The sequence below is a fragment of the Phaeodactylibacter luteus genome, from assembly GCF_007993045.1.
Taxonomy (GTDB): Bacteria; Bacteroidota; Bacteroidia; order Chitinophagales; family Saprospiraceae; genus Phaeodactylibacter; species Phaeodactylibacter luteus.
This window is the reverse complement of the sequence record NZ_VOOR01000044.1, coordinates 18,671-37,415: the sequence shown is the minus strand read 5'-3', so window position 1 is coordinate 37,415 and position 18,745 is coordinate 18,671. Positions and strand designations below refer to the sequence as shown.

Sequence of the window (18,745 nt, the reverse complement as noted above, 5' to 3'; positions counted from 1 at the left end):
AAGCATTACAATTTAATATTTTCCGGGCTACCGGCTCAGCGGCGGCTTGTCTGCAACCACCAGAAAAGGAAGCCAGCCAGTAGCAGCCCTATGAGCCCGAGGAGGTAGTAGCGGGTATTGGAAGCCCCGGCGGAGATGCCGATCGCAGTAGCGGCCTTGTTGTATTTTGGAGTCTGATCTTGTACGATGCCCGGGAAGCGCCGCAGGATATCCTCCTGCACTAGGTTGTTGACAGCCTCCATAGCTTCCCTTTCGGAAGCTTGGCTTTCGGTATAGCGTATTTCATTGAGCTCCAGCTCCAGTTCATGGAAATGAGTGCCTTTCCCCTGATAATCCGCCGTTACAGCATCGAGGGTGAGGGTGGAAAAGGGGCGGTCGCCCGTAAAAAAGTAGAGCCGCCTTCTGATTTGTGTGATACGGATGGTAGGAGACAAGCTTTCGGGGTTGATGCCATATTCTTTCAGCCGGCCAATCAGTTCGTCGCGCTGCCCTCTTTTCACCCGCCCCATAAAGGGGTGGTAATCGAGGGGCTCCTCCGCTTTTTGATAGTGCTCCACATCGTATTTGTATTCCCCCCGGCTGAGGGCGTTGCTGCCTTCGCTATCCATTTTGAGCTGTATCAGCTCCCGGCCGTCTTTTTCGCCCCCTGCGCCGGAAAGGGAGAACCGCTGCCGGTAGCGGGCACCGCTGCGGAGCTGCAACAGGCTGAACCTGTGAGTGTCGTAGTATTGGTCAACGAAGGAGTCGGTGGCAACCTGATAGCTGAAGGGCGGGATATGATTGCGCAGGAAGTCAGGCGTGCCGTCCAGGTAAGCCTGCAGCAGGTAATTCCAAACGGAATCCGACAGGGCTTCGGGTACGCTGAGTTTGACTTCGTTTTCAATCCGAAGGGCATCAATACCACGGCCCGGCGCCTCCTGAGCCACCGCCCGGCTGAAGGAGAAAAGAATCAGGAACATCAAGATTGGCTGGCAGATCTGCCCGCTGTATTTGGTTGCGCTGTATATTACTCCGCTGGCTTTGTCCGGAAGGAGGTTTTCAAACATACGATGGTTCAGTTCGTCGTGTGAGGGTCGCCTGCCAAAATAGGAAAAACGGGGCAACTGCGCCTGTTTTTATTACGCTTTCCCTATTTTCACCCTATTAAACAGACGGTGACTGCACCATTAAGTGAGCGTGATGAACATAGGTGCCTCCAACAGAACCTACCGGCAACTTATGGGAAACGGGCTGATTTACACCGTGCCCCGCTTTCAGCGCGACTACAGCTGGACGAGCACGGAGTGGGACGACCTATGGCAGGATATTGAGGGGCTGTTTGAAGAAAGCGGAGAGCAGGAGCACTATATGGGGTATTTGGTCTTGCAATCCAGGGACAGCAAAAACTTTGATGTCATAGACGGTCAGCAGCGTTTAACGACTTTAAGTATATTGGTGCTGGCGGTTTTAGGGAATTTGCAGAATCTGATTGATAATGATATTGAGTCAGATCCGAATCAGCGGCGCTTAGATCAATTGCGCAGTGCCTTTATTGGCTATCTTGATCCGGTCACGCTCATTCCAAAAAGCAAGCTGTACCTCAACCGGAATAACAACAACCTGTATCAGCGCTATCTGGTGGCACTTGAACCGGCTCCAAGACGAAACCTGAAAGCAACGGAGCATCTGATGCGGAAGGCTTACGACTGGCTCTATGATCAGGTGAGAAAGCGCTTTGCCTCCAATCAAAAGGGAGCGGAACTGGCACAGTTTATTGATTCTTTATCGGACAAACTCTTCTTCACGGTCATCACGGTAAATGACGAGCTTAATGCCTACAAGGTTTTTGAGACCTTAAATGCGAGAGGGGTCAAACTCTCCTCGACTGACCTGCTGAAGAATTACCTGTTTTCGGTGGTGCACAGTCAGGGTGGCGATGAGCATGAACTGCGCGAAATCGAAGATCAGTGGGAGCGGCTGGTTGGGGTGATCGGTAACGAAAGCCTGCCCGACTTCCTGCGTGCCTATTGGAACAGTAAAAATCGGTTTGTACGCCATGCAGAACTTTTTAAACGGGTAAGGGAGCGGATAGCCGGAAAAAAAGCGGTCTTTGATTTGATCCGGGATGTAGAGCAAAATGCGCAGGTCTATGCCGCTTTGCCTCATGCGGAGGACAGCCTTTGGAATAGTGAGCAGGCTGAATATATCAAGTACCTGCGGATGTTCAATGTCCGGCAATTGTACCCACTGCTGCTGGCCGCTCACCACAAACTACAGCCGGGAGACTTTACGGGCTTGCTGCGCGCCTGTTGTATCATTTCATTCCGGTACAATGTCATCGGAAGTTTAGCGGCGAATGAGCAGGAAAGAGTGTACAACCGGGTTGCTGTGCAGCTTTCATCTGACGAAATCAGGGGGTTACAGCAAGTGCTTACCGCTTTAAAGCCCATTTATATTGCCGATGATAAATTCAGAGGCGATTTTACAGATAAGGTTATGCGGACGACTCAGGCCCGAAACAAGCGGATCATCCGGTACATCCTGTTCGAGATCGAACGGCATACTTCGGGCAGCAGCTATGATTTTGAGAGCGATGCGTACAATATTGAGCACATCATGCCGGAGTCGGTACAGGAAGCATGGGATCATATCGGCGACAGAGATCACGAACAGTTCCTGTACCGTCTGGGCAATATGACGATACTCAACAAATCGGCAAATCGGGAGATCGGCAATAAAGGGTTCGAAACCAAGCGGGAGGCTTTTGCACAAAGTGAATTCGCAATCACTCAACGGATAGCCAATGAGAATGATCGGTGGGGGCCCGACCGAATCATTGCGCACCAAAAATGGCTGGCCCGTCAGGCAACGGCTATTTGGAGGATCGCTCAATTGAGTACTTAGGAACATGCTATGCTATACTCTCCTAAAGCAGGACAGCGCGCCCGGTAACTGCTTCTGAAGCCATCTCAAGGTGCAAAACCAGTTCCTTATGTTCTCAAAGCTGCCACAGCCCCTGCTCAGTCCCATATTCTTGGCCGTTCAATGTTCATTGCCCTCAGATAAGCTAAAAATTGCCCTGCGTGCACAGATTCATGGTACCCAATCCGCAATAAGTACTTCCCAAGGGCCTTCTGTTCACCATTCCCCGGGTGTATGACATAGCCTTCGCTGAGGTCTTTATCTGAAAATTGCCGTACACTTTCCAAAAAGGCATCCCTATAGGGCTGTGCAAATTCAAGCTCGCCGGAGACACTGCCCAATGCCCTGCCCTGCCAAGGCGTCCTATAGTTCGCCATACTCCCCTTATTGATGATCATATCCCATCCATAATCGGCTTCCAAAACGTGCCGGACCATCTCTATCGCAGTCATGGCTTCTTCATCCGGCTTCCAATGATAGTGGCTTTCCGGGAGCACGCTCCAAAGCTTGATGCTTCTTCTCCTGATTTCCGTAAAGTTTAAAATGATCAGCTCTGATTGAGTCATCTTGTCCGTTTTGAATAAGGCGTTCATGCTACAAAGCAGGTTGCCGTTTGTTTTTGATGGGGCCTGCCCCTGCCGCAAGGAGGGGCCCAGCCGGCAGGTGCCGCTATGCTCCGGGGCTCGCTGCCCGCTCGGCCCTAGCGGGCTTAACACCCCTCCGCAGCGCTAGGCCGGTCCCCGCGCCAACCTGCGCTTTGCTCAAGCCCGCTACAGCTCAGTGTTGCCCCAAGCAGAGCTATAACACAGGGGTAATGGCCAATGCAGCCTTCATCCTTTGGTATATCGCTTCTTGTGAAGTGGGTTCGCCAAGCGTACGGCGCATGTAGCGGTTGTCAGGCTCAAGGCCCTCTATACAACGTGCCTTGAGCGGGTCAGCCCATTGCAGCTCCATGACCTTCCTGACTTCGGCGGCGATCTCCTCATCGTACAGCGGGAAAGCAACTTCCACCCGATGGTCCAAGTTACGGGTCATCCAATCTGCCGATGCGAGGAAAGTCTTTGGCCGCCCTCCGTTCGCAAAAATGTAAGCACGGGCATGCTCAAGATAGCGGTCAACGACCGAAATGATCTGCATATTCTCCCCTGCCCCTTCCGGGCCTGCAACAGCCCTGCAAATGCCACGGACGATCATGCGCACTTTCACACCTGCTTCGCAGGCCTCATACAGCTTGCGGATAATGGCAGCATCTTCAAGGTTGTTCATCTTCAGGAATATCCAGGCTTCGCCCCCTGCCCTAGCCTGTGCAACCTCCTGCTCAATAAGCCGGAACAGGGAAGCCCTTAGATTGGAAGGCGCTGCCATCAGGTGGCGGAAGGGCAATTGCTCCCGCCGGCCTTCTAGGAAGGCGAAGAGCAGGGCCACTTCATCGGCCAGGCGCGCATCTGCCGTCATCAGGGCGAAGTCCGTGTAAAACCGGGCCGTTTTCTCATTAAAATTGCCGGTGCCAAGGTAAGCCAAATGCCGCAGGCCCTCCGGAGATTTAAGCCCGATCAGCAGCAGCTTGGTGTGCACCTTCAACCCCGGGATGTTGTAGCGCACCTCGGCCCCCTGCTCTTCCAGCTGCTCCCCCCAATGCAAGTTGGCCGCCTCGTCAAACCGGGCTTTGGCCTCTATGAAAGCCACTACCCGTTTGCCATTTGATAATGCTTGCTGCAGCGCGCTAATGACTGCAGAGCGGTCTGCTGCCCGGTATAGGGTGATTTTGATATAGGCCACCTCTGGCCTGCGCGCCGCTTCCCGGATAAGGGCCGGCACCGCACGGTAATCATGGTAAGGGAAATGCAGGAACTGATCGGCCTCCAGCACCTCATCAATCAGAGAAGCGGCATGCTGAAGCTTGGGGTGAGGCAGGGGCGGCAGGGTTTCCCGTTGAAGGCCCGCCATGCCATCCGGAAGCGGGAAATCTGCAAAATCGTGAAAGTTGTGGTAAGGCGCCCCGGGCACCATATCGTATTTGCTAAGGCCAAAACAAGCTTTCAGCTGCTGCCGCATCGGCTTGGGCATCCTGTCATCATAAAGCAGCCGGGTGGGCGCTCCAACTTCCCGCTTGCCAAGGCTGCGCCGGATTTTCTCGACGATGTCTTCTCCGTACTCGTCCTCCAGATAAAGGTCGGCATCCCTTGAAAGCTTCAGGGCATAAAAAGCTGAGCCCGGCAGGCCGAACTGCTGCCCCAGCCCATGCCGCACCATATCATCCAGAAAAGCCCATTCATGGGCGCCTTCCGCTGAAGCAGGGAGGGCAATGAAACGAGGGAAATGGCTGACCGGGATTTTCACCAAACTGAGCACGGCCTCCCCCCCTGCGTGGAAAGCGAGGTACAGTGCTTGGTTTTCCAGAAAGGGCGTGCCCTCAGCAGGGCCAATATTGAGCACCTTGATGTGGGGGGCCAGGTCTCGGAAATAGAAAGCAAAAGCCCATTCGACTTGCTGTGGCGTGAATTCTGCCGGCTTGCGCAAGTAAATGCCCTGCTCGGCCAAGCCCGGCAATATGCCTGTCCTGAAAATCGCCCCAAACTCGGCCTGCTGTGCCTTGACCATCTGTTTGATCTCCCTGAGCACCCGCCTTGGGCGCAGAGCAATATGCCAATCCTTGCGGTCGGCTTTCGCAACTTTCCGGAAACTCCGGAGCGCTGCCACCCTCACCCGATAAAACTCATCGAGGTTGGAGCTGTAAATGGCCAGGAACCGGAGCCGGTCGTAAAGGGGGTTGCAAGGGTCTGCAGCCTCTTGTAACACCCTGTGGTTGAAATGTAGCCAACTGATATCGCGTGGAGTTAAGGGCGTCTCTGCTGATTGGGCCATAAGGCGGAAGTTAGAGCAGCGCCAAAATAGCGCCGCACAAATTAAACCAGAAAGGTAAGCGATTCCGCAGATAGGCAAGAAAGCTCCTTGTTATCCATATATTAAATCTTTCGCGGCCCGGTCAGTGCATCAGGCGCCAGACCATTTCCTTCATCAGCTCCCCCTCCGGTTTGCCGGTGCTGTTGTAGCCCACCCCTTTCGACTTCAAATCGAACTCCTGCAACAGGGCAATGGCCTGCTCTGCTTTGGCGCGCGGGTAGTTTTTAGCTGCTGCCCGGTATTCTTTCAGAAAAAAGCTGGAACGCAGCCCAAGGGCCTGTAAAATGGCCGGTTCGCCTTGATCTTTGACGGCGTGGTAGAGGTAGATTTTGCTGAAGTAGTTGTAGAGGGAGCCAACGAGCATAGGCAGGGGGCCTTTTTTGGGGTTGGCCGTAAAGTAGGCTACTATGCGCTGCGCTTTCAGGAAATCCCGCAGGCCTATTGCCTTCTGAAGCTCAAAGACATTAAAATCTTTGCTGATGCCTACATACCTTTCAACAGCGGCGTCGTCTACAGTGGCATTGGCAGGCAAATTGAGCGCTAATTTGTCGAGCTCGTTGGCCACCTTCGAAAGGTCGGCACCGAGGTTCTCTGCAATCAGCTCCGCTGCTTTGGGCGTCACCTTAAGCCCCTGTCCCTTGAGGAAGTTAGCGATCCAGCCCGGCACCTGATTGTCGTAAAGGGGCTTGGACTCAAAGACCAGGGCGGTCTTCTTAAGCGCCTTGCCCAACTTGGTGTTCATATTGAGCTTCTTGTACTTGTAGGCAATAACAAGCACAGTAGATTCGGCCGGTTTCTCAATATAGGGCAATAGGCTGTCCAAACTGCGCATGTCCTGGGCTTCTTTGAGCAGGACTAACTGCCGCGGTGCCATCATTGGGAAGCGCCGGGCGGTGTCCACTATGGCCATATGGTCTACGTCTTTACCATAAAATACAGACTGATTGAAAGCCCGCTCGCTTTCGGAAAGGGTGTGCTCCTCAATCTGCTTAGCGATGGCATCGATAAAGTAGGGCTCTTTTCCGTGCAGGAAGTAGACCGGGTGGAACTTCTTGTTTTTTATTTCTGCCAGGATCTGCTGGAATTCCAATATTCATGGTTTCAGTGAAGGACAATAATACGCAAGAACGGCGACTTCCCCCCTACTCTTCCGCCGGATTTGGCTTTCATTTGCGCTCTGTTTTCGTCACGGAGACAGAGAGGGCACGGAGGCACACGGAGCACTTCACCTCTGTGCAGCTTTGTGTACTCAGTGCCTCAGTGGCTAACTTATCTCTGTGCAGCGGTAGCTGCTATGGTAGCATAGCAATAATGGTAAGAAGATCAGGCGGTGGGAGGATCAGCTTTATAGGTATTAAAAAAACCACGGACCCGCATTTGGAGCACGCCGAGCACCGCCTCTTTGATGATGCCAGAAGACATTTTCGATGTCCCCTCTATCCTATCGGTAAAGGTGATGGGCACCTCTGCAATGCGATAGCCTAATTGGAATGCAGCAAACTTCATCTCGATCTGAAAAGCATACCCTACAAAACGGATTTTATCTAAATCAATCGCTTCCAAGACTTCCCGCCGGTAGCAGACAAAACCTGCGGTAGGGTCGTTGACGGGCATGAAAGTGATCATGCGGACATAGATGGATGCCCCATAAGACAGCAAAACACGGTCGGCAGGCCAGTTCTCCAGCTTCCCCCCTTTCACATAACGAGAGCCTACTGCCATGCCCGCCCCCTTGGCACAGGCGTCGTACAGACGGGCCAGGTCGTCGGGGTTATGTGAAAAGTCGGCATCCATTTCGAAAATAAAATCGTAGCCTTTTTCCAGCCCCCATCTGAAGCCAGCGATATAGGCAGTGCCCAACCCTAGCTTGCCTTGCCGTTCTTTGATGTGCACTCGGCCAGGGTATTCCTCCATTTTCCCACGGACAATATCTGCTGTGCCATCGGGCGAACCATCATCTACAATAAGCAAGTGGAAACCAAGGGGCAGGCTCATGACCTTATCGATCATGCGTGCGATGTTTTCCTTCTCGTTGTAGGTAGGAATTATGACTAGGCTATCTGACAAGACCGAATAGAGCTTTTGTGAATAACAGGAATTGGTACGCTTGCAGGCAATGCCGCTGCCGGCCCACAAATATAGACCCTTTAGGGAGTATTTTGCGGCCACCCTCCAAAAACTTTGCCAATGCCTGCCCAATACGCTCATTTTGTCACCGCCCCACCGTACCCTGTGCCTTTCTGCGGCTACCTTTGCAGAAACTACAATGCACATGCTCAGAATATTCACCTGTACCTTGGGTACACTCCTCATTAGCCTTACAACACTCTCCGCACAGGGGCCAATCAGTGGCTTTATGAACAGCGGGGGCACCCTTGACATTGCCTTGGGCTACGCCACAGAATCCTTTGACGAGTACCTGTTTGGCAATACGCCCGAAGCGCGTTCGCTTACGACACAATCCTACAACCTGTTCACAGAGTATAGTTTCAACAAAAGGGGCGCTTTGGTGGCTTCCATCCCCTACCTCATTATCGATGAGCAGAACCGTGGGCTGCAGGACGGCAGTTTTTTCCTCAAATACCTCAATGGCCAGCAGCGGAAAAGCAAGGGGCTGCTGAGCACCATCACGGCAGTGGGCATTACCGCTCCGCTGTCCAGTTACCCTACCGCAACGGAAAACCCTATCGGCGTCGGCGCTTTTATGTTCCAAGGCCGTATTGCCCTACAGTACCAGGCCGACTACGGCTTTTTTGCCCATGTGCAGACCGGCGCTGACTTCCGGTTCCTCAGCCCACTTCAGACCGCTATCCCCATTCTGGCCCGAGCAGGTTTTGGCGGGCGGTGGTATTTCGCCGAAGTCTGGTCTGAATGGTACAACACCCTAAACAATGGCACCGATCAATCCGTAACGGGCGGAAGCGGTTCGGACTGGGCCAGGGTTGGCGCTACCCTATATCTCCCAATTTGGGAAGGGCTAGGCATTGCCGGCAACGCAGCGTGGATCGTCTCAGGGGAAAACATCGGGCTTTCCCGGCGGTACGGGCTTTCCCTCGTCTACCGCTTGCAAACTCAGCCCGCTCCCTGACCTAGATGGGCCAGAAAATAAAACGATTGGGCGCAAAGACTGTAGGGTGCAAATCAATTTGATTAATTTTGCGGGATGTACTCAAGAATAAGATCCCCCCAAAACGTTGCGCCAGCTTTGCTCGATGACTACCTGGAAGCCGGCTGGCGCTGTATCGGGCAAGAAATATACACCTCCCATTTCATGCGCTTCCCGCCAGAAGAGGAAGGGCAGCTGTACTCTACGGTCCCGACCCGCCTGCCCTTATCGGAATATGGCAGCTCCAAGAGCATGCGGCGGCTGTGGAAACGAGGCAGCCAGAAATTCAAGATAGAGGCAGGCAGCTGTTTTCATTTTGACGAGGCTGCACAGAGGGTGCATGAAGCTTATACCCGAGCGTTCCCTGACCGCCCGCTGACCGGCCTGGAATTTTACCTCAACGCGCCGCAGGGGCCCTTCACTTTTGATACCCGCTCTGTCAAGGTATTTGATGGAGAGCGGCTCATCGCATTTAGTGTGTTCAACCTCGGGGAAAAAAGCATCTACAGCAGCCAAGGGGTTTATGACCCTGCCTACCGTGCCCACAGCCTTGGCCTGCTCACCATGCTGGCTGAAATCGAGTATGGGCTTGCAACAGGCAGACAGTACTTTTACCCCGGGTATGTGGTCCCTGGCTACCCAGAATTCGATTACAAGCACCGGGTGGGGCCGCTTGAGTATTACCTCCTGCCGAGCGGCACCTGGCAGCCGGCTGAGACTGTAGCGCCGCAGGATATTCCGGTCAATCAGATGAAAACAGCGCTTGCCCAGCTAAAAAGCCTGCTGCAGGGCAACGGCATTGGCGCCATCGTCTGTGATTACCTGCACTTCGACATCCGTTTTTTTGATGACCGGCCACTGCCCTACCTGGAATTCCCTTTCGTCCTGATCCCCGAAGTCCCAGAGCCGTCCAAAATTGTGCCCATGGCGGTTTTCCACCCAGAGCGCCAGAACTTTCAGGTACTGAACGCAAAATTTTTTGGGCTGGGAGTACACCATACCCCAGCTTACCAACAGCTTATGAAACAGAAGCCAGGGCTGTTGCGCTTGCCAGTGGCTGTGCTGAGCACCCTGGGGCAAGACCTGTGCCAGAACAGTGCACTGGAAATAATCCAAGGTTTTGCTCAACCTCGGTCCCCTTTGCCACTGTTCAATTCCAGCAACCCGTGACCAAACCGCTTCACATAAGCAGTGCGCGTAGAGCGGCAATCCGAAAATAATTGTTATTATCGCTTTTTATTGATGTGGTTGGATGGAAAAAAAGCCCATGTTTGCTGAAAAACATTATCCTGAAATTTTATTGCCAGAAGAGCTCGATGCCTACCTGTCTAAGGGCTGGTACCGCATGGGGCAGACGATGTTCACCACGCACTTCCTTTGCTTTGGCCGCTCTTTTTACTCCGCAATCTGGGTGCGGCTTGGCCTTCAGGGGTACCGCTTCCGCAAAAGCCTGAGAAAGCTGGTCAGGAAAAACGATGCCCTCTTCACAGCACAGGTCAGGCCAGCCAGCATCACGCCAGAAAAAGAACGGCTCTACCGGCGTTACAAAAGCGCTTTCTCGGGCCTGCTCGCCCCTACCCTCCACGATGCCCTTATGGATGGGGAAGACCACAATATTTTCCAAACCCTGGAGGTAGCCGTTTACCATGGCAACAGGCTGATCGGCCTAAGCTATTTTGATACGGGTGCCGAAAGCGCAGCAAGCATCATGGGGGTTTATGACCCTGACTACAGCAAGCACAGTGTGGGGTTTTATACTATGCTCAAAGAAATAGAGCACGCCAAGGCAGCCGGGCTGCAATATTTCTATCCGGGCTATGTGGTCCCCGGCTATCCGCGCTTCGATTACAAGCTCCGGATCGGGGAGGCTGATTACTTTGAGCTGGGCACGCAATCGTGGAAGCCCTACAAGGCACTGCGCGAAACGGATATCCCGATGCTGCAGATGGAACAGCACCTTTCCGATATGCAGCAATACTTGGCACACTTTGGCATTGCTGCTCAGGTGATGTACTACCCGCTTTTCGAAGCCAACTTGTTCGGCTTTTGGAATGCGCCCTATGTAGACCACCCGATTTTCCTCAAGGTGGAGCGGGCCGCTGCTGACGAGCGCGTTTGGATGGTCCTCTACGAACCAGGGCTAAAAAAGTATCAGCTGACGGTAGCTGCACCTTTCAATGACCTCCAGCTTTATTTCAATAATTCCTACACGGCTTCTTTCGACAAACGCCACAACTACGTTGAGCTGCTGGTGGTCGAATCCATACTCGAAACGTCCTCCAAACCGGAAGCGATAAGGCAAGCCCTGGGGCAAATGGCTACCCGTCCATAGTAGATACTTGTTCCTTTACCTTTGGCCGGTATTTGGGGCCCACAGGAAGCTTCACCAAGGCTTCGCCTGGCCCGGGGCACAGCTCTAGGAAAGAGTAATTGCTGGCATAGGCTTTGACATAGCTGAGGTTGACGATGAAGCTGTCGTGCACTCTAAGAAAAAGGGCCGATGGCAGGGCCTGAGCAAGGTTTTTTATCCGGTCGCGGGTCAAAAATGTGCCGCCCTGTGTAATGATCCGGACATCCACATTTGCCCCTTCCAAGTACAAAATTTCATCATATTGCAGCCGTACCCACCGCCCCTTTTCCTTGATCAACAAATGCTGGTCGTCGTTCCTCCTGGCCTGGCCTGCCGCCTGTAGCTCCTGTATCGCACGGTCAACCGCTTTGTTGAGCTGCTGGGGCTCGATAGGCTTCAGCAGATAGCCAGACAAGCCGTATTCGTACCCCTTTACCGCATACTCGGCGAAGGCGGTCGTGATGATGACTTTGCACTGCAACCGCAAATTACGGAGGGACTCCAGCAGATTGAAGCCACTGGCTTCTGGCATCTCTATGTCTAGAAAAATGAGCGCAGGCTTTCGCTCTTCCGGGCTGGCCAGAAACTCGTAGGCCTCTTCTGCGTTGTCAAAAGCGCCTAAGGGGGACAGCTCCAGGCGGGAGCTGAGCAGCTCTGACAAATATTCGCGCTGCAGCGCAACATCTTCCACAATGATGAAAGGGTATTGGATCATAATATTGGGATTTCCAGCTTTACCGTATAATACGGAGGCTCATTGGACACCGACAGCTCATAGTCTTCACCGTAGACCAGGGCAAGGTGCTCAATCGCAGCTGCAAGCCCGATACCCTGCCCCGGAGGCTCCTGTGTCCCTTCATTGCGGGCGTGGGGCTTGAAGGTATTGGAAATCACTGCGTTCAGGCGCCCTTTCCTCATAGCAAACCGTATGCGGATCTCCTTGGGGCCTTGGCTGCGGCTATTGTAGTGCTTAAAGCAGTTCTCTACAAAAAGCAGCAATATCATTGGGGCGATCCGCGCTCCTGCCGGTGCCTGCCCCTCTTCGCTGTAATCCAAGATAGCTTCCCTTGACAACTGTAGGCGCTGCAGCTCCAGGTAGCTGCGGATAAAGCTCAGCTCTTCTTCCAGGGGCACAAACCGTGTATTGGTCTGGTAAACCAGATGGCGCAGAAGCCGGGAAAGCTGCCCAATGTGCTCGGGGAGGTCGTCCGACTTCCTACGGGCCAGTATCTGCAGGTTGGCTAAGGTGTTGAACAGGAAATGAGGCCGTATCTGCCGCTTGATAAAATCCAGCTGCCGTTCGGCTTCTTTGCGCTTCCGGATGGTATCAAGGCGCTCTTTGCGCTCCAGCTCCCGGCTCCGCTCAATGGCATCTTTGGTATAGGACAAGCCTGTGGTGCTCAGGATAAATACCAATATGGCAATGACCAGCTCGTACCACTGCTGATCTATGATATCAAAAGCAGCTTGCATAAGGGGGGCATAGACAAAGGAGAACAGGACGGCGGTCAGCAAGCTCAAGAGAAGGAAAAAGTAAAAAGCATAAGTTTTCACCGCAGCCCGGTCCATCAGCCGGCGGCCGATAAAATCTTGTAGCCGGCCCTGGTAAACAAAAAACAGGTTGAAATAGACCGGCACGCCCATCAGCAGGGTATACCCCAAGGCTTCCCGGAACACCTTCCAGAATGCTTCCCGCTGATAGCCAAATGTGTCTAACAGTTCGGCTTTGCCCTGATACCAGGCATGCACCGCAAAAAAGCAGAAGACCACCAGCAGCACCACAAAGCCAAACGCCAAGTGCTGCGTCAGGTCCCGCCTCAATGCTTCATACAGTTTATCTTGGGCTCTGCTTATGCTCATATCGTTGTGTACGCTTTACCCCCATAAAGACTGGTTTTGCCAAGGGGAAAGAGAAGCCACGGAGGGTTTTGCCCCGTGATGTTCCGTGCGCGCTGTGCCTCAGTGTCTGTGCATGGGGCAGTGCGCTGTAGGGCTTGACCTTCTCTAGATCATCCTGATTACTACAAAAAAAGGCCTGTCTGCTACAAATGATTGTGACTGTCGGCGGAATATAGCACTTTTGATAAAACGTAAAACCGATAATTTCCCAAATTCGGGCATTCCCGGATAACACGATATACAGATTTGCATTCCCGACAATCCGCCAGCGCAGTCACTGCGCTCTGGCGGATTAGTTTTCCCCTTCCTTTCTAATCTCGTCAAAAAGGGCCTTCAACGCAGCCCGGTCGACGGTGTGCCCTCCGGTGAAGCCCCGCTCGTGCAGTATAGCGGGCCATCCCTTCAGCAACCGGAGCTGTGCCTCCATACGGCTCGGGGTGAGGTAAGGGTCTTCGTCCCCACATACGCTGTGCACTTGCCTGCCTGAAAGATAAGCCTCCAGCCCTTGGTATGTGATATCCTCAGGAGCGGTGCCGGCCCACAGGACCAGGTCCGAAAACGCCGGCCGAGCGGCATGCAGCCACCTTACAAGTGTCGTAGCCCCTTGGGAAAACCCAAGCAGCACAAGCTTAGCTGCCCCGCTGAACTGCCCAAGGTACCGCTCGTGAAGGCTGCTGAGGTAAGCAGTATAATCCGCTATCTCTTCCAGCCTGCCCTCCGAAGTCATCCAACTGGCAGCCGGCTGCCCGCTAAGCCCACCCCAATAAAACCTGGAAAGCCCCTCGGGCGCAAGCACAAAGGTGTCTTCCCTCTGAATGGCATCGAACTTGCGGATAAAATGTTTGCCCAACTGCCCATAGCCGTGGCAGGCGATCACCCAGTATTTGATATGCGGGCCGGGCTTGCCCATAGTATAGTAGCGGGCCGTGCGGCTCACGGTGAGTTTGTGCTCTTCCATAAAGCGAAAGTACGGATATCCATGGAAGGAATGGCAAAGGGTTTGCCCGGAAAAGCCCTGCAAACTGCTGCAGGCGGGCAGTGAATATTGGGGCCGCGCGTAGACAGCTTACTGGGCGCAAACCAGATTGTCGTTTTATTGGGGGGCCTGCCCCTGCCATGAGGGCAGGTGCCGCTATGCTACGGGGCTCGCTCTTCGCTCGGCCTTATCAGGCCTGCCGCCCCTTCGCAGCGCTAGGCCAATGCCAGGCTATAAAGCCCCAAAAGCATAAACGCCTGCGACATTTTGGTTCACGCCCAGCTTACTTTTGTTCCCCAAAAATATTTTTGCTCCGGTTGTTCAAAACGGGTGCCGGCATTGGCGCTTCATCGGAAACCTCATGAAACATCTTTTCGACGTGGTGCCAACGGCCATCTTTTTCATAACGGTACCCTTCATAGCTGCCGTCAGGGTAGTAAGTCATCCCTTCTCCATAGGGGCCATTCTGTGGGACAAGGTGGTCAAAAATAATGGCCTCCAAAATATCGTCATAATTCAGCTTGGTGCTTACCTCTGCTGAGTATTCCCTCAAAACCCGGTGTTTTACCCTATTGGGGCCATGCACAAAAACCGGCGCACCAAATTGCGGCTCGCCCTTCGGGAAAGTAAGCACATCGATGAGTTTCCGTTTCCGGAAAAATTCATTTCCATCAAAGCCAAAAAGCAGGTAATACGGCCCCTCCGGCCCGTCTACCTGACGGAGATTGTAGTAAACTGCGCCATACCATCCGTCAGGTGAAAGGACTTCATGTTCGGGGGCTTCCACCTCAAAAGAGCGGTCGAGCAAAGGGAAAAGCTTCAGCTCTTTGGTGTTGAGCTGTACGGCCCCATAATAGCGGTATTCGTCCTTGCCAACGTATAGCTGCCAAGTGAAAATCCGGAAGGTGCTGTCGCGGGGATATTGGATGGAAACAGACTTCAGCTGCTCGAAAGGGTATTGAAAACTGTGCTCGGTTTTAAGGGCCTTGACCAGGCGGGGGATCATCTCCCGGCAGGCCCCAAACCGGTGTTCTTCCAGGGAATCGTTGACTACCGCGTAGGCCAGCAGCGCGATGGTATCTTCCAGTTCTTGCAGCTGAGCATAATCAGCGGCAGAAATATCGCGGTACTGCGCGTACACCTTGGGGGCCAGCAGCCCAATGCCCATCAGCAGGGCGAAAAGCATAGAACGTTTCATAGTTTTCCTTCAAATTTAGCCGGGAAGAGGGCACTGCCCGGCTTGGTGCCGGGCATGAGGGCAAGGCGGCTCCTGGCCGCTTTGCCCGCAGCCTATAACGGTAGCCTGCCGGTGATTATTTTGGGCAAAACAGAAATCGCTCCAAGCGCTGATGCTGTGTAAGCTGCCTTTGGCCACGCTGCGGCGGCCGCCCGGGAAAGGGTTTGGAGCGGCTAACAGGGCCCGCTCCGGCAGGCCACTAACTGAAAGCAGAGGACAGCATCGGCCTAGCGCTGCGCAGGGGTGTGAAGCCCGACAGGGCCGAGCGGGCAGCGAGCCCCGGAGCATAGCGGCACCTGCCCGATGGCAGGGGCAGGCCCCACCTCATTGCCCCTTACAACAGCCCTTCCCGCTTTGCATCTTCGGTATAGCCATGCAGCTGTACCGGGGCTTTTTTGCGGTTCGCCCGTAGTTTCATGTTCAAAAATTCAACGAAAAGGGAGAAGGCGATGGCGAAGTAGAGGTAGCCTTTGGGGATAGCGCCGACCTCTGAGCCTGCGATGGACAGGTGGGCCAGGTGTGCGCCTTCTGCGATGAGCATAAAACCGATGAGGATGAGGAAGGCCATGCCCAGCATTTGAATGGTCGGGTGTTGGTTGACGAAATTGGCGACGGGGGTGGCAAAGAGCATCATGATCAGTACGGAGGCCACCACAGCGATGATCATCACAATCAGAGCGCCGGTCAGGCCGTTGGTCATGCCGACTGCCGTCAAAATGGAGTCAAAGGAAAACACGATATTGATGATGGTGATCTGAATGATGACGCTGCTCATGGTAGCTTTGCCTTTGCCGCTACCTGCCTCGTGGGGGTCTTCTTCCTCTAGCTTATGGCGGATTTCAGTTGTTGATTTGTAGAGCAGGAACAGCCCGCCAGCGATGAGAATGAGGCTCTGGCCAGAGAAGCCGCCGTGGATCCATCCCGCGTGGATTTCGAACCAGGGCTCTTCCATAGCAACCAGAACGGACACCCCCAGCAGGAGCACTATGCGCATCAGCATAGCCAGAATGAGGCCGATGTTGGTCGCTTTCGGGCGCTCCTCTTCCGGCAGTTTCCCTGCTGCTATGGAAATGAAAATAATGTTATCGATACCCAGCACAATTTCGAGGAAGGTGAGCGTCAGCAAGCTCATCCAAACAGCTGCGCTCGCAAAATCGGGCATAATGAATTCCATATTCCGTTCTTTTGGTGTTCAAATAGCGGGCGAAAGATAAGACAATAGCCTTAAAATCCAGCGCCCTGAAATTTGTATCTTGCCCGCCCACCAATTCTCAAACCTACCAATAAGATGAAGTACCGACGTTTGCGCACCGATGAACTAGAAGAACTACAACCAGAGTTTGTGCGTTTCCTTGCCGCCAACCAGGTGACTGCCGAGGACTGGGAGAAGCTGAAAGCTAATGATGCTGGCAAAGCGGAGCAGCTGATCGCCCTGTTCAGCGATATTGTTTTCGACAAGGTCCTCTCCGGGGTGGAATATCTGGAGTATAAAGCCCCTCAAGACTTGAAGACTTTCCGCTTCCTCGAAGACAAGGCCGTCATGAACGGCCTCCGGGTTGAAGGGGAGACCAGCATGGACCTTACCCAAAACCAATCTGTGGAGCAGCTGATGCAGCAGCTGCAGCTTTCTGGCGCAAGCCTTAAGCTCTACAGCGCCGAAAAAAAATACACCAAAACGAAGGAGATGGAAGCCTTCCTGCTCATGGAAGCTGGCGCGCTCATCTCCAAAGACGGTGCGTTGTACAAAGCTCTTGAATCCCTTAAAAAATAGCAGCATGAAACCCTATTGCCTCTTCCTAGCCCTCTTCTTCATTGGGGGCACTGCCTTGGCACAGCCCTCCCTCAATGTCGAGCTGCTCGGCCAGTACAACCCTGAGGACGGCAGGGCTTCAGGAAGCTGGGGCTACGCTGCGCCCGACGGCACCGAGTACGCCATCCTCGGCGGGCAGACTGGCACCTACATTATTGAGATTGGCCCAGAGAACGAACTGACGCAACGGGGGTTCATCCCCGGCCCGCCCTCCAATTGGCGGGAGGTCACAGTCGTGAAGGGGCATGCCTACGTGGTGACAGAAGGCTCCGCACTGGAGCACCCGGGCATGCAGATCATCGACCTTAGCCCCTTGCCGGCAAATCCACCTGTACTCTCCGGGGTATTCAACTCCTACTTTGTACGGGCCCACATCATCCAAAAAGACTTGTTCTCCGAAGCGAGGGACTGGGTCTATGTCTGTGGCACCACCCTAACACAGGGCGTACACATCATTGATGTCTCCAACCCGGACAGCCCGTCGCAGATTGGGCTGTACGAGCCGGGGTATTACATCCACGACTGCCACGTGCGCGATACCCTGCTTTTTGCGGCAGCCTTTTACGAGGGCACAATAGATGTGGTAAGCATAGCTGACCCTGCCAACCCGGAACTGCTTTACCGCCTTGACGACCCGAGCGGCAACACCCACAGCGTGGCCACTACGGCTGATATGCAGTATTTATTCCTGGCCAATGAGCAGGACGGGCTTATCGCCCGCATCTTTGACATCTCAGACCTCAACAACCCGGAGCCGGTAGCCACCTACACGGCCAATTTGGCCAGCCTGGTCCACAATCCTTATATACGGGGGGATTTCGCCTACATCACCCACAATACCGAAGGGCTGCGGGTGGTGGACCTGGCAGACCCGGAAGTGCCCGTAGAAACAGGATTTTACGACACCTTCGATGGCCCGAGCGGCGGCTTCAACGGGCTTTGGTCTGCCTGCCCTTACCTGCCTTCCGGCAAAATCATTGGGGGCAACCGGGAAGATGGGCTTTACCTTTGGAGCTACAACGGCGCCCGTGCAGGAAGGTATTATGGCGTAGTCAAAGACAGCCTGACAGAAGAGCCCATCGCCAATGCGGTGATCACCTTGGCCGGTGTGCCTGGGCAGGCGCTGCTTACCGGCTTCAACGGTGAATTTAGCGGAGGGGGGCTGCCTGGGGAGATTACCCTCAGCATCAACAAATCGGGCTATCTGGGCAAAGAGGCCCAAATCAGCCTGATGGAAGGAAGCAGTCAGGAGTTCGAGGTTTTGCTGACGCCTGTCCCGAGCACGGTCTTTAAGCAAGATAGCCCGAGTGAGCTCCGCATCTACCCCAACCCGGCTGCGGACGGGCAACTGTACATCGACTGCCCTCCCGGCGTTTTTGACCGCTTGGTCTTGTACGCTGCGGATGGGCAACTGCTCCGGTCGTGGGCTGAGGCGGCAATACAGCAAGGGGCGCTCCGCCTCAATGGGCTGCCCCCCGGCATTTATTGGGTCAGCGCTTGGGGCAGAAAAGGCGGGCAGCCAATTGTGAAAAGCATAGTGGTTTCAGCTCCCTGATGGGGCC

At 54.0% G+C, this 18,745-nt stretch carries 16 protein-coding genes; 6 read left to right on the top strand and 10 right to left on the bottom strand.

Features of this window, described 5'->3' with window-relative positions; genetic code table 11:
- Positions 1 to 35: 35 nt before the first annotated feature.
- The gene (locus tag FRY97_RS17220) at positions 36 to 1,046 is read right to left on the bottom strand and encodes a CYTH domain-containing protein (RefSeq protein WP_147168810.1); all 1,011 of its coding nucleotides are present in this window, start codon (positions 1,044 to 1,046) and stop codon (positions 36 to 38) included.
- A gap of 172 nt (positions 1,047 to 1,218) precedes the next feature.
- Here FRY97_RS17220 and FRY97_RS17215 point away from each other — a divergent pair, with 172 nt between their 5' ends.
- On the top strand, positions 1,219 to 2,883 hold the full coding sequence (locus FRY97_RS17215) for a DUF262 domain-containing protein (RefSeq protein WP_211356903.1): 1,665 nt from the start codon (positions 1,219 to 1,221) through the stop codon (positions 2,881 to 2,883).
- A 116-nt stretch (positions 2,884 to 2,999) separates the two neighbouring features.
- Here the strand turns inward: FRY97_RS17215 and FRY97_RS17210 are convergent, their stop codons facing one another.
- The 4 genes from FRY97_RS17210 to FRY97_RS17195 form a co-directional block, all read right to left on the bottom strand.
- Positions 3,000 to 3,467 carry a DinB family protein gene (locus FRY97_RS17210; protein ID WP_147168808.1) on the bottom strand — a complete coding sequence of 156 codons (468 nt, stop codon included), beginning with the start codon at positions 3,465 to 3,467 and terminating at the stop codon, positions 3,000 to 3,002.
- Between the two features lie 232 nt (positions 3,468 to 3,699).
- Positions 3,700 to 5,766, bottom strand: a complete 2,067-nt coding sequence (gene ppk1 / locus FRY97_RS17205) for a polyphosphate kinase 1 (RefSeq protein WP_147168807.1) — start codon at positions 5,764 to 5,766, stop codon at positions 3,700 to 3,702.
- A gap of 121 nt (positions 5,767 to 5,887) precedes the next feature.
- Positions 5,888 to 6,895, bottom strand: coding sequence for a DNA polymerase III subunit delta (gene holA / locus FRY97_RS17200; protein WP_147168806.1), 1,008 nt, complete (start codon positions 6,893 to 6,895; stop codon positions 5,888 to 5,890).
- 233 nt (positions 6,896 to 7,128) lie between these two features.
- Complete coding sequence (locus FRY97_RS17195; protein ID WP_147168805.1) at positions 7,129 to 7,872, bottom strand: polyprenol monophosphomannose synthase; 744 nt, start codon at positions 7,870 to 7,872, stop codon at positions 7,129 to 7,131.
- A gap of 205 nt (positions 7,873 to 8,077) precedes the next feature.
- On the opposite strand from FRY97_RS17195, the gene FRY97_RS17190 reads away from it, so the two are divergent.
- The 3 genes from FRY97_RS17190 (at position 8,078) to FRY97_RS17180 (ending at position 11,243) form a co-directional block, all read left to right on the top strand.
- Entirely contained in the window at positions 8,078 to 8,893 is an 816-nt protein-coding gene (locus tag FRY97_RS17190) for a hypothetical protein (RefSeq protein ID WP_147168804.1), read from the top strand.
- Positions 8,894 to 9,010: 117 nt separating this feature from the next.
- On the top strand, positions 9,011 to 10,081 hold the full coding sequence (locus tag FRY97_RS17185; RefSeq protein ID WP_170254714.1) for a GNAT family N-acetyltransferase: 1,071 nt from the start codon (positions 9,011 to 9,013) through the stop codon (positions 10,079 to 10,081).
- A 97-nt stretch (positions 10,082 to 10,178) separates the two neighbouring features.
- Positions 10,179 to 11,243, top strand: coding sequence for a GNAT family N-acetyltransferase (locus tag FRY97_RS17180; RefSeq protein ID WP_170254713.1), 1,065 nt, complete (start codon positions 10,179 to 10,181; stop codon positions 11,241 to 11,243).
- On the opposite strand, the gene FRY97_RS17175 is transcribed toward FRY97_RS17180, so the two are convergent.
- The 5 genes from FRY97_RS17175 to FRY97_RS17155 all read right to left on the bottom strand — a co-directional run bounded on the left by FRY97_RS17175 (position 11,230) and on the right by FRY97_RS17155 (position 16,547).
- Positions 11,230 to 11,976: a LytR/AlgR family response regulator transcription factor gene (locus tag FRY97_RS17175; protein WP_147168801.1), complete on the bottom strand. Its 747-nt coding sequence runs from the start codon at positions 11,974 to 11,976 to the stop codon at positions 11,230 to 11,232. The genes FRY97_RS17180 and FRY97_RS17175 overlap by 14 nt on opposite strands.
- Complete coding sequence (locus FRY97_RS17170) at positions 11,973 to 13,121, bottom strand: sensor histidine kinase (RefSeq protein ID WP_147168800.1); 1,149 nt, start codon at positions 13,119 to 13,121, stop codon at positions 11,973 to 11,975. Before FRY97_RS17170 ends, FRY97_RS17175 begins: the two co-directional genes overlap by 4 nt.
- A 331-nt stretch (positions 13,122 to 13,452) precedes the next feature.
- Positions 13,453 to 14,118 (bottom strand): alpha/beta hydrolase, encoded by a 666-nt coding sequence (locus FRY97_RS17165; protein WP_147168799.1) that lies wholly within the window; start codon positions 14,116 to 14,118, stop codon positions 13,453 to 13,455.
- A gap of 301 nt (positions 14,119 to 14,419) precedes the next feature.
- Positions 14,420 to 15,334, bottom strand: a complete 915-nt coding sequence (locus FRY97_RS17160) for a hypothetical protein (RefSeq protein ID WP_147168798.1) — start codon at positions 15,332 to 15,334, stop codon at positions 14,420 to 14,422.
- Positions 15,335 to 15,707: 373 nt separating this feature from the next.
- Positions 15,708 to 16,547 (bottom strand): TerC family protein, encoded by an 840-nt coding sequence (locus FRY97_RS17155; RefSeq protein WP_147168797.1) that lies wholly within the window; start codon positions 16,545 to 16,547, stop codon positions 15,708 to 15,710.
- A 114-nt stretch (positions 16,548 to 16,661) separates the two neighbouring features.
- Here FRY97_RS17155 and FRY97_RS17150 point away from each other — a divergent pair, with 114 nt between their 5' ends.
- Both FRY97_RS17150 and FRY97_RS17145 read left to right on the top strand, forming a co-directional pair.
- Complete coding sequence (locus tag FRY97_RS17150) at positions 16,662 to 17,144, top strand: DUF6495 family protein (RefSeq protein WP_147168796.1); 483 nt, start codon at positions 16,662 to 16,664, stop codon at positions 17,142 to 17,144.
- A 4-nt stretch (positions 17,145 to 17,148) separates the two neighbouring features.
- On the top strand, positions 17,149 to 18,738 hold the full coding sequence (locus tag FRY97_RS17145) for a choice-of-anchor B family protein (protein WP_147168795.1): 1,590 nt from the start codon (positions 17,149 to 17,151) through the stop codon (positions 18,736 to 18,738).
- Positions 18,739 to 18,745: the final 7 nt, after the last annotated feature.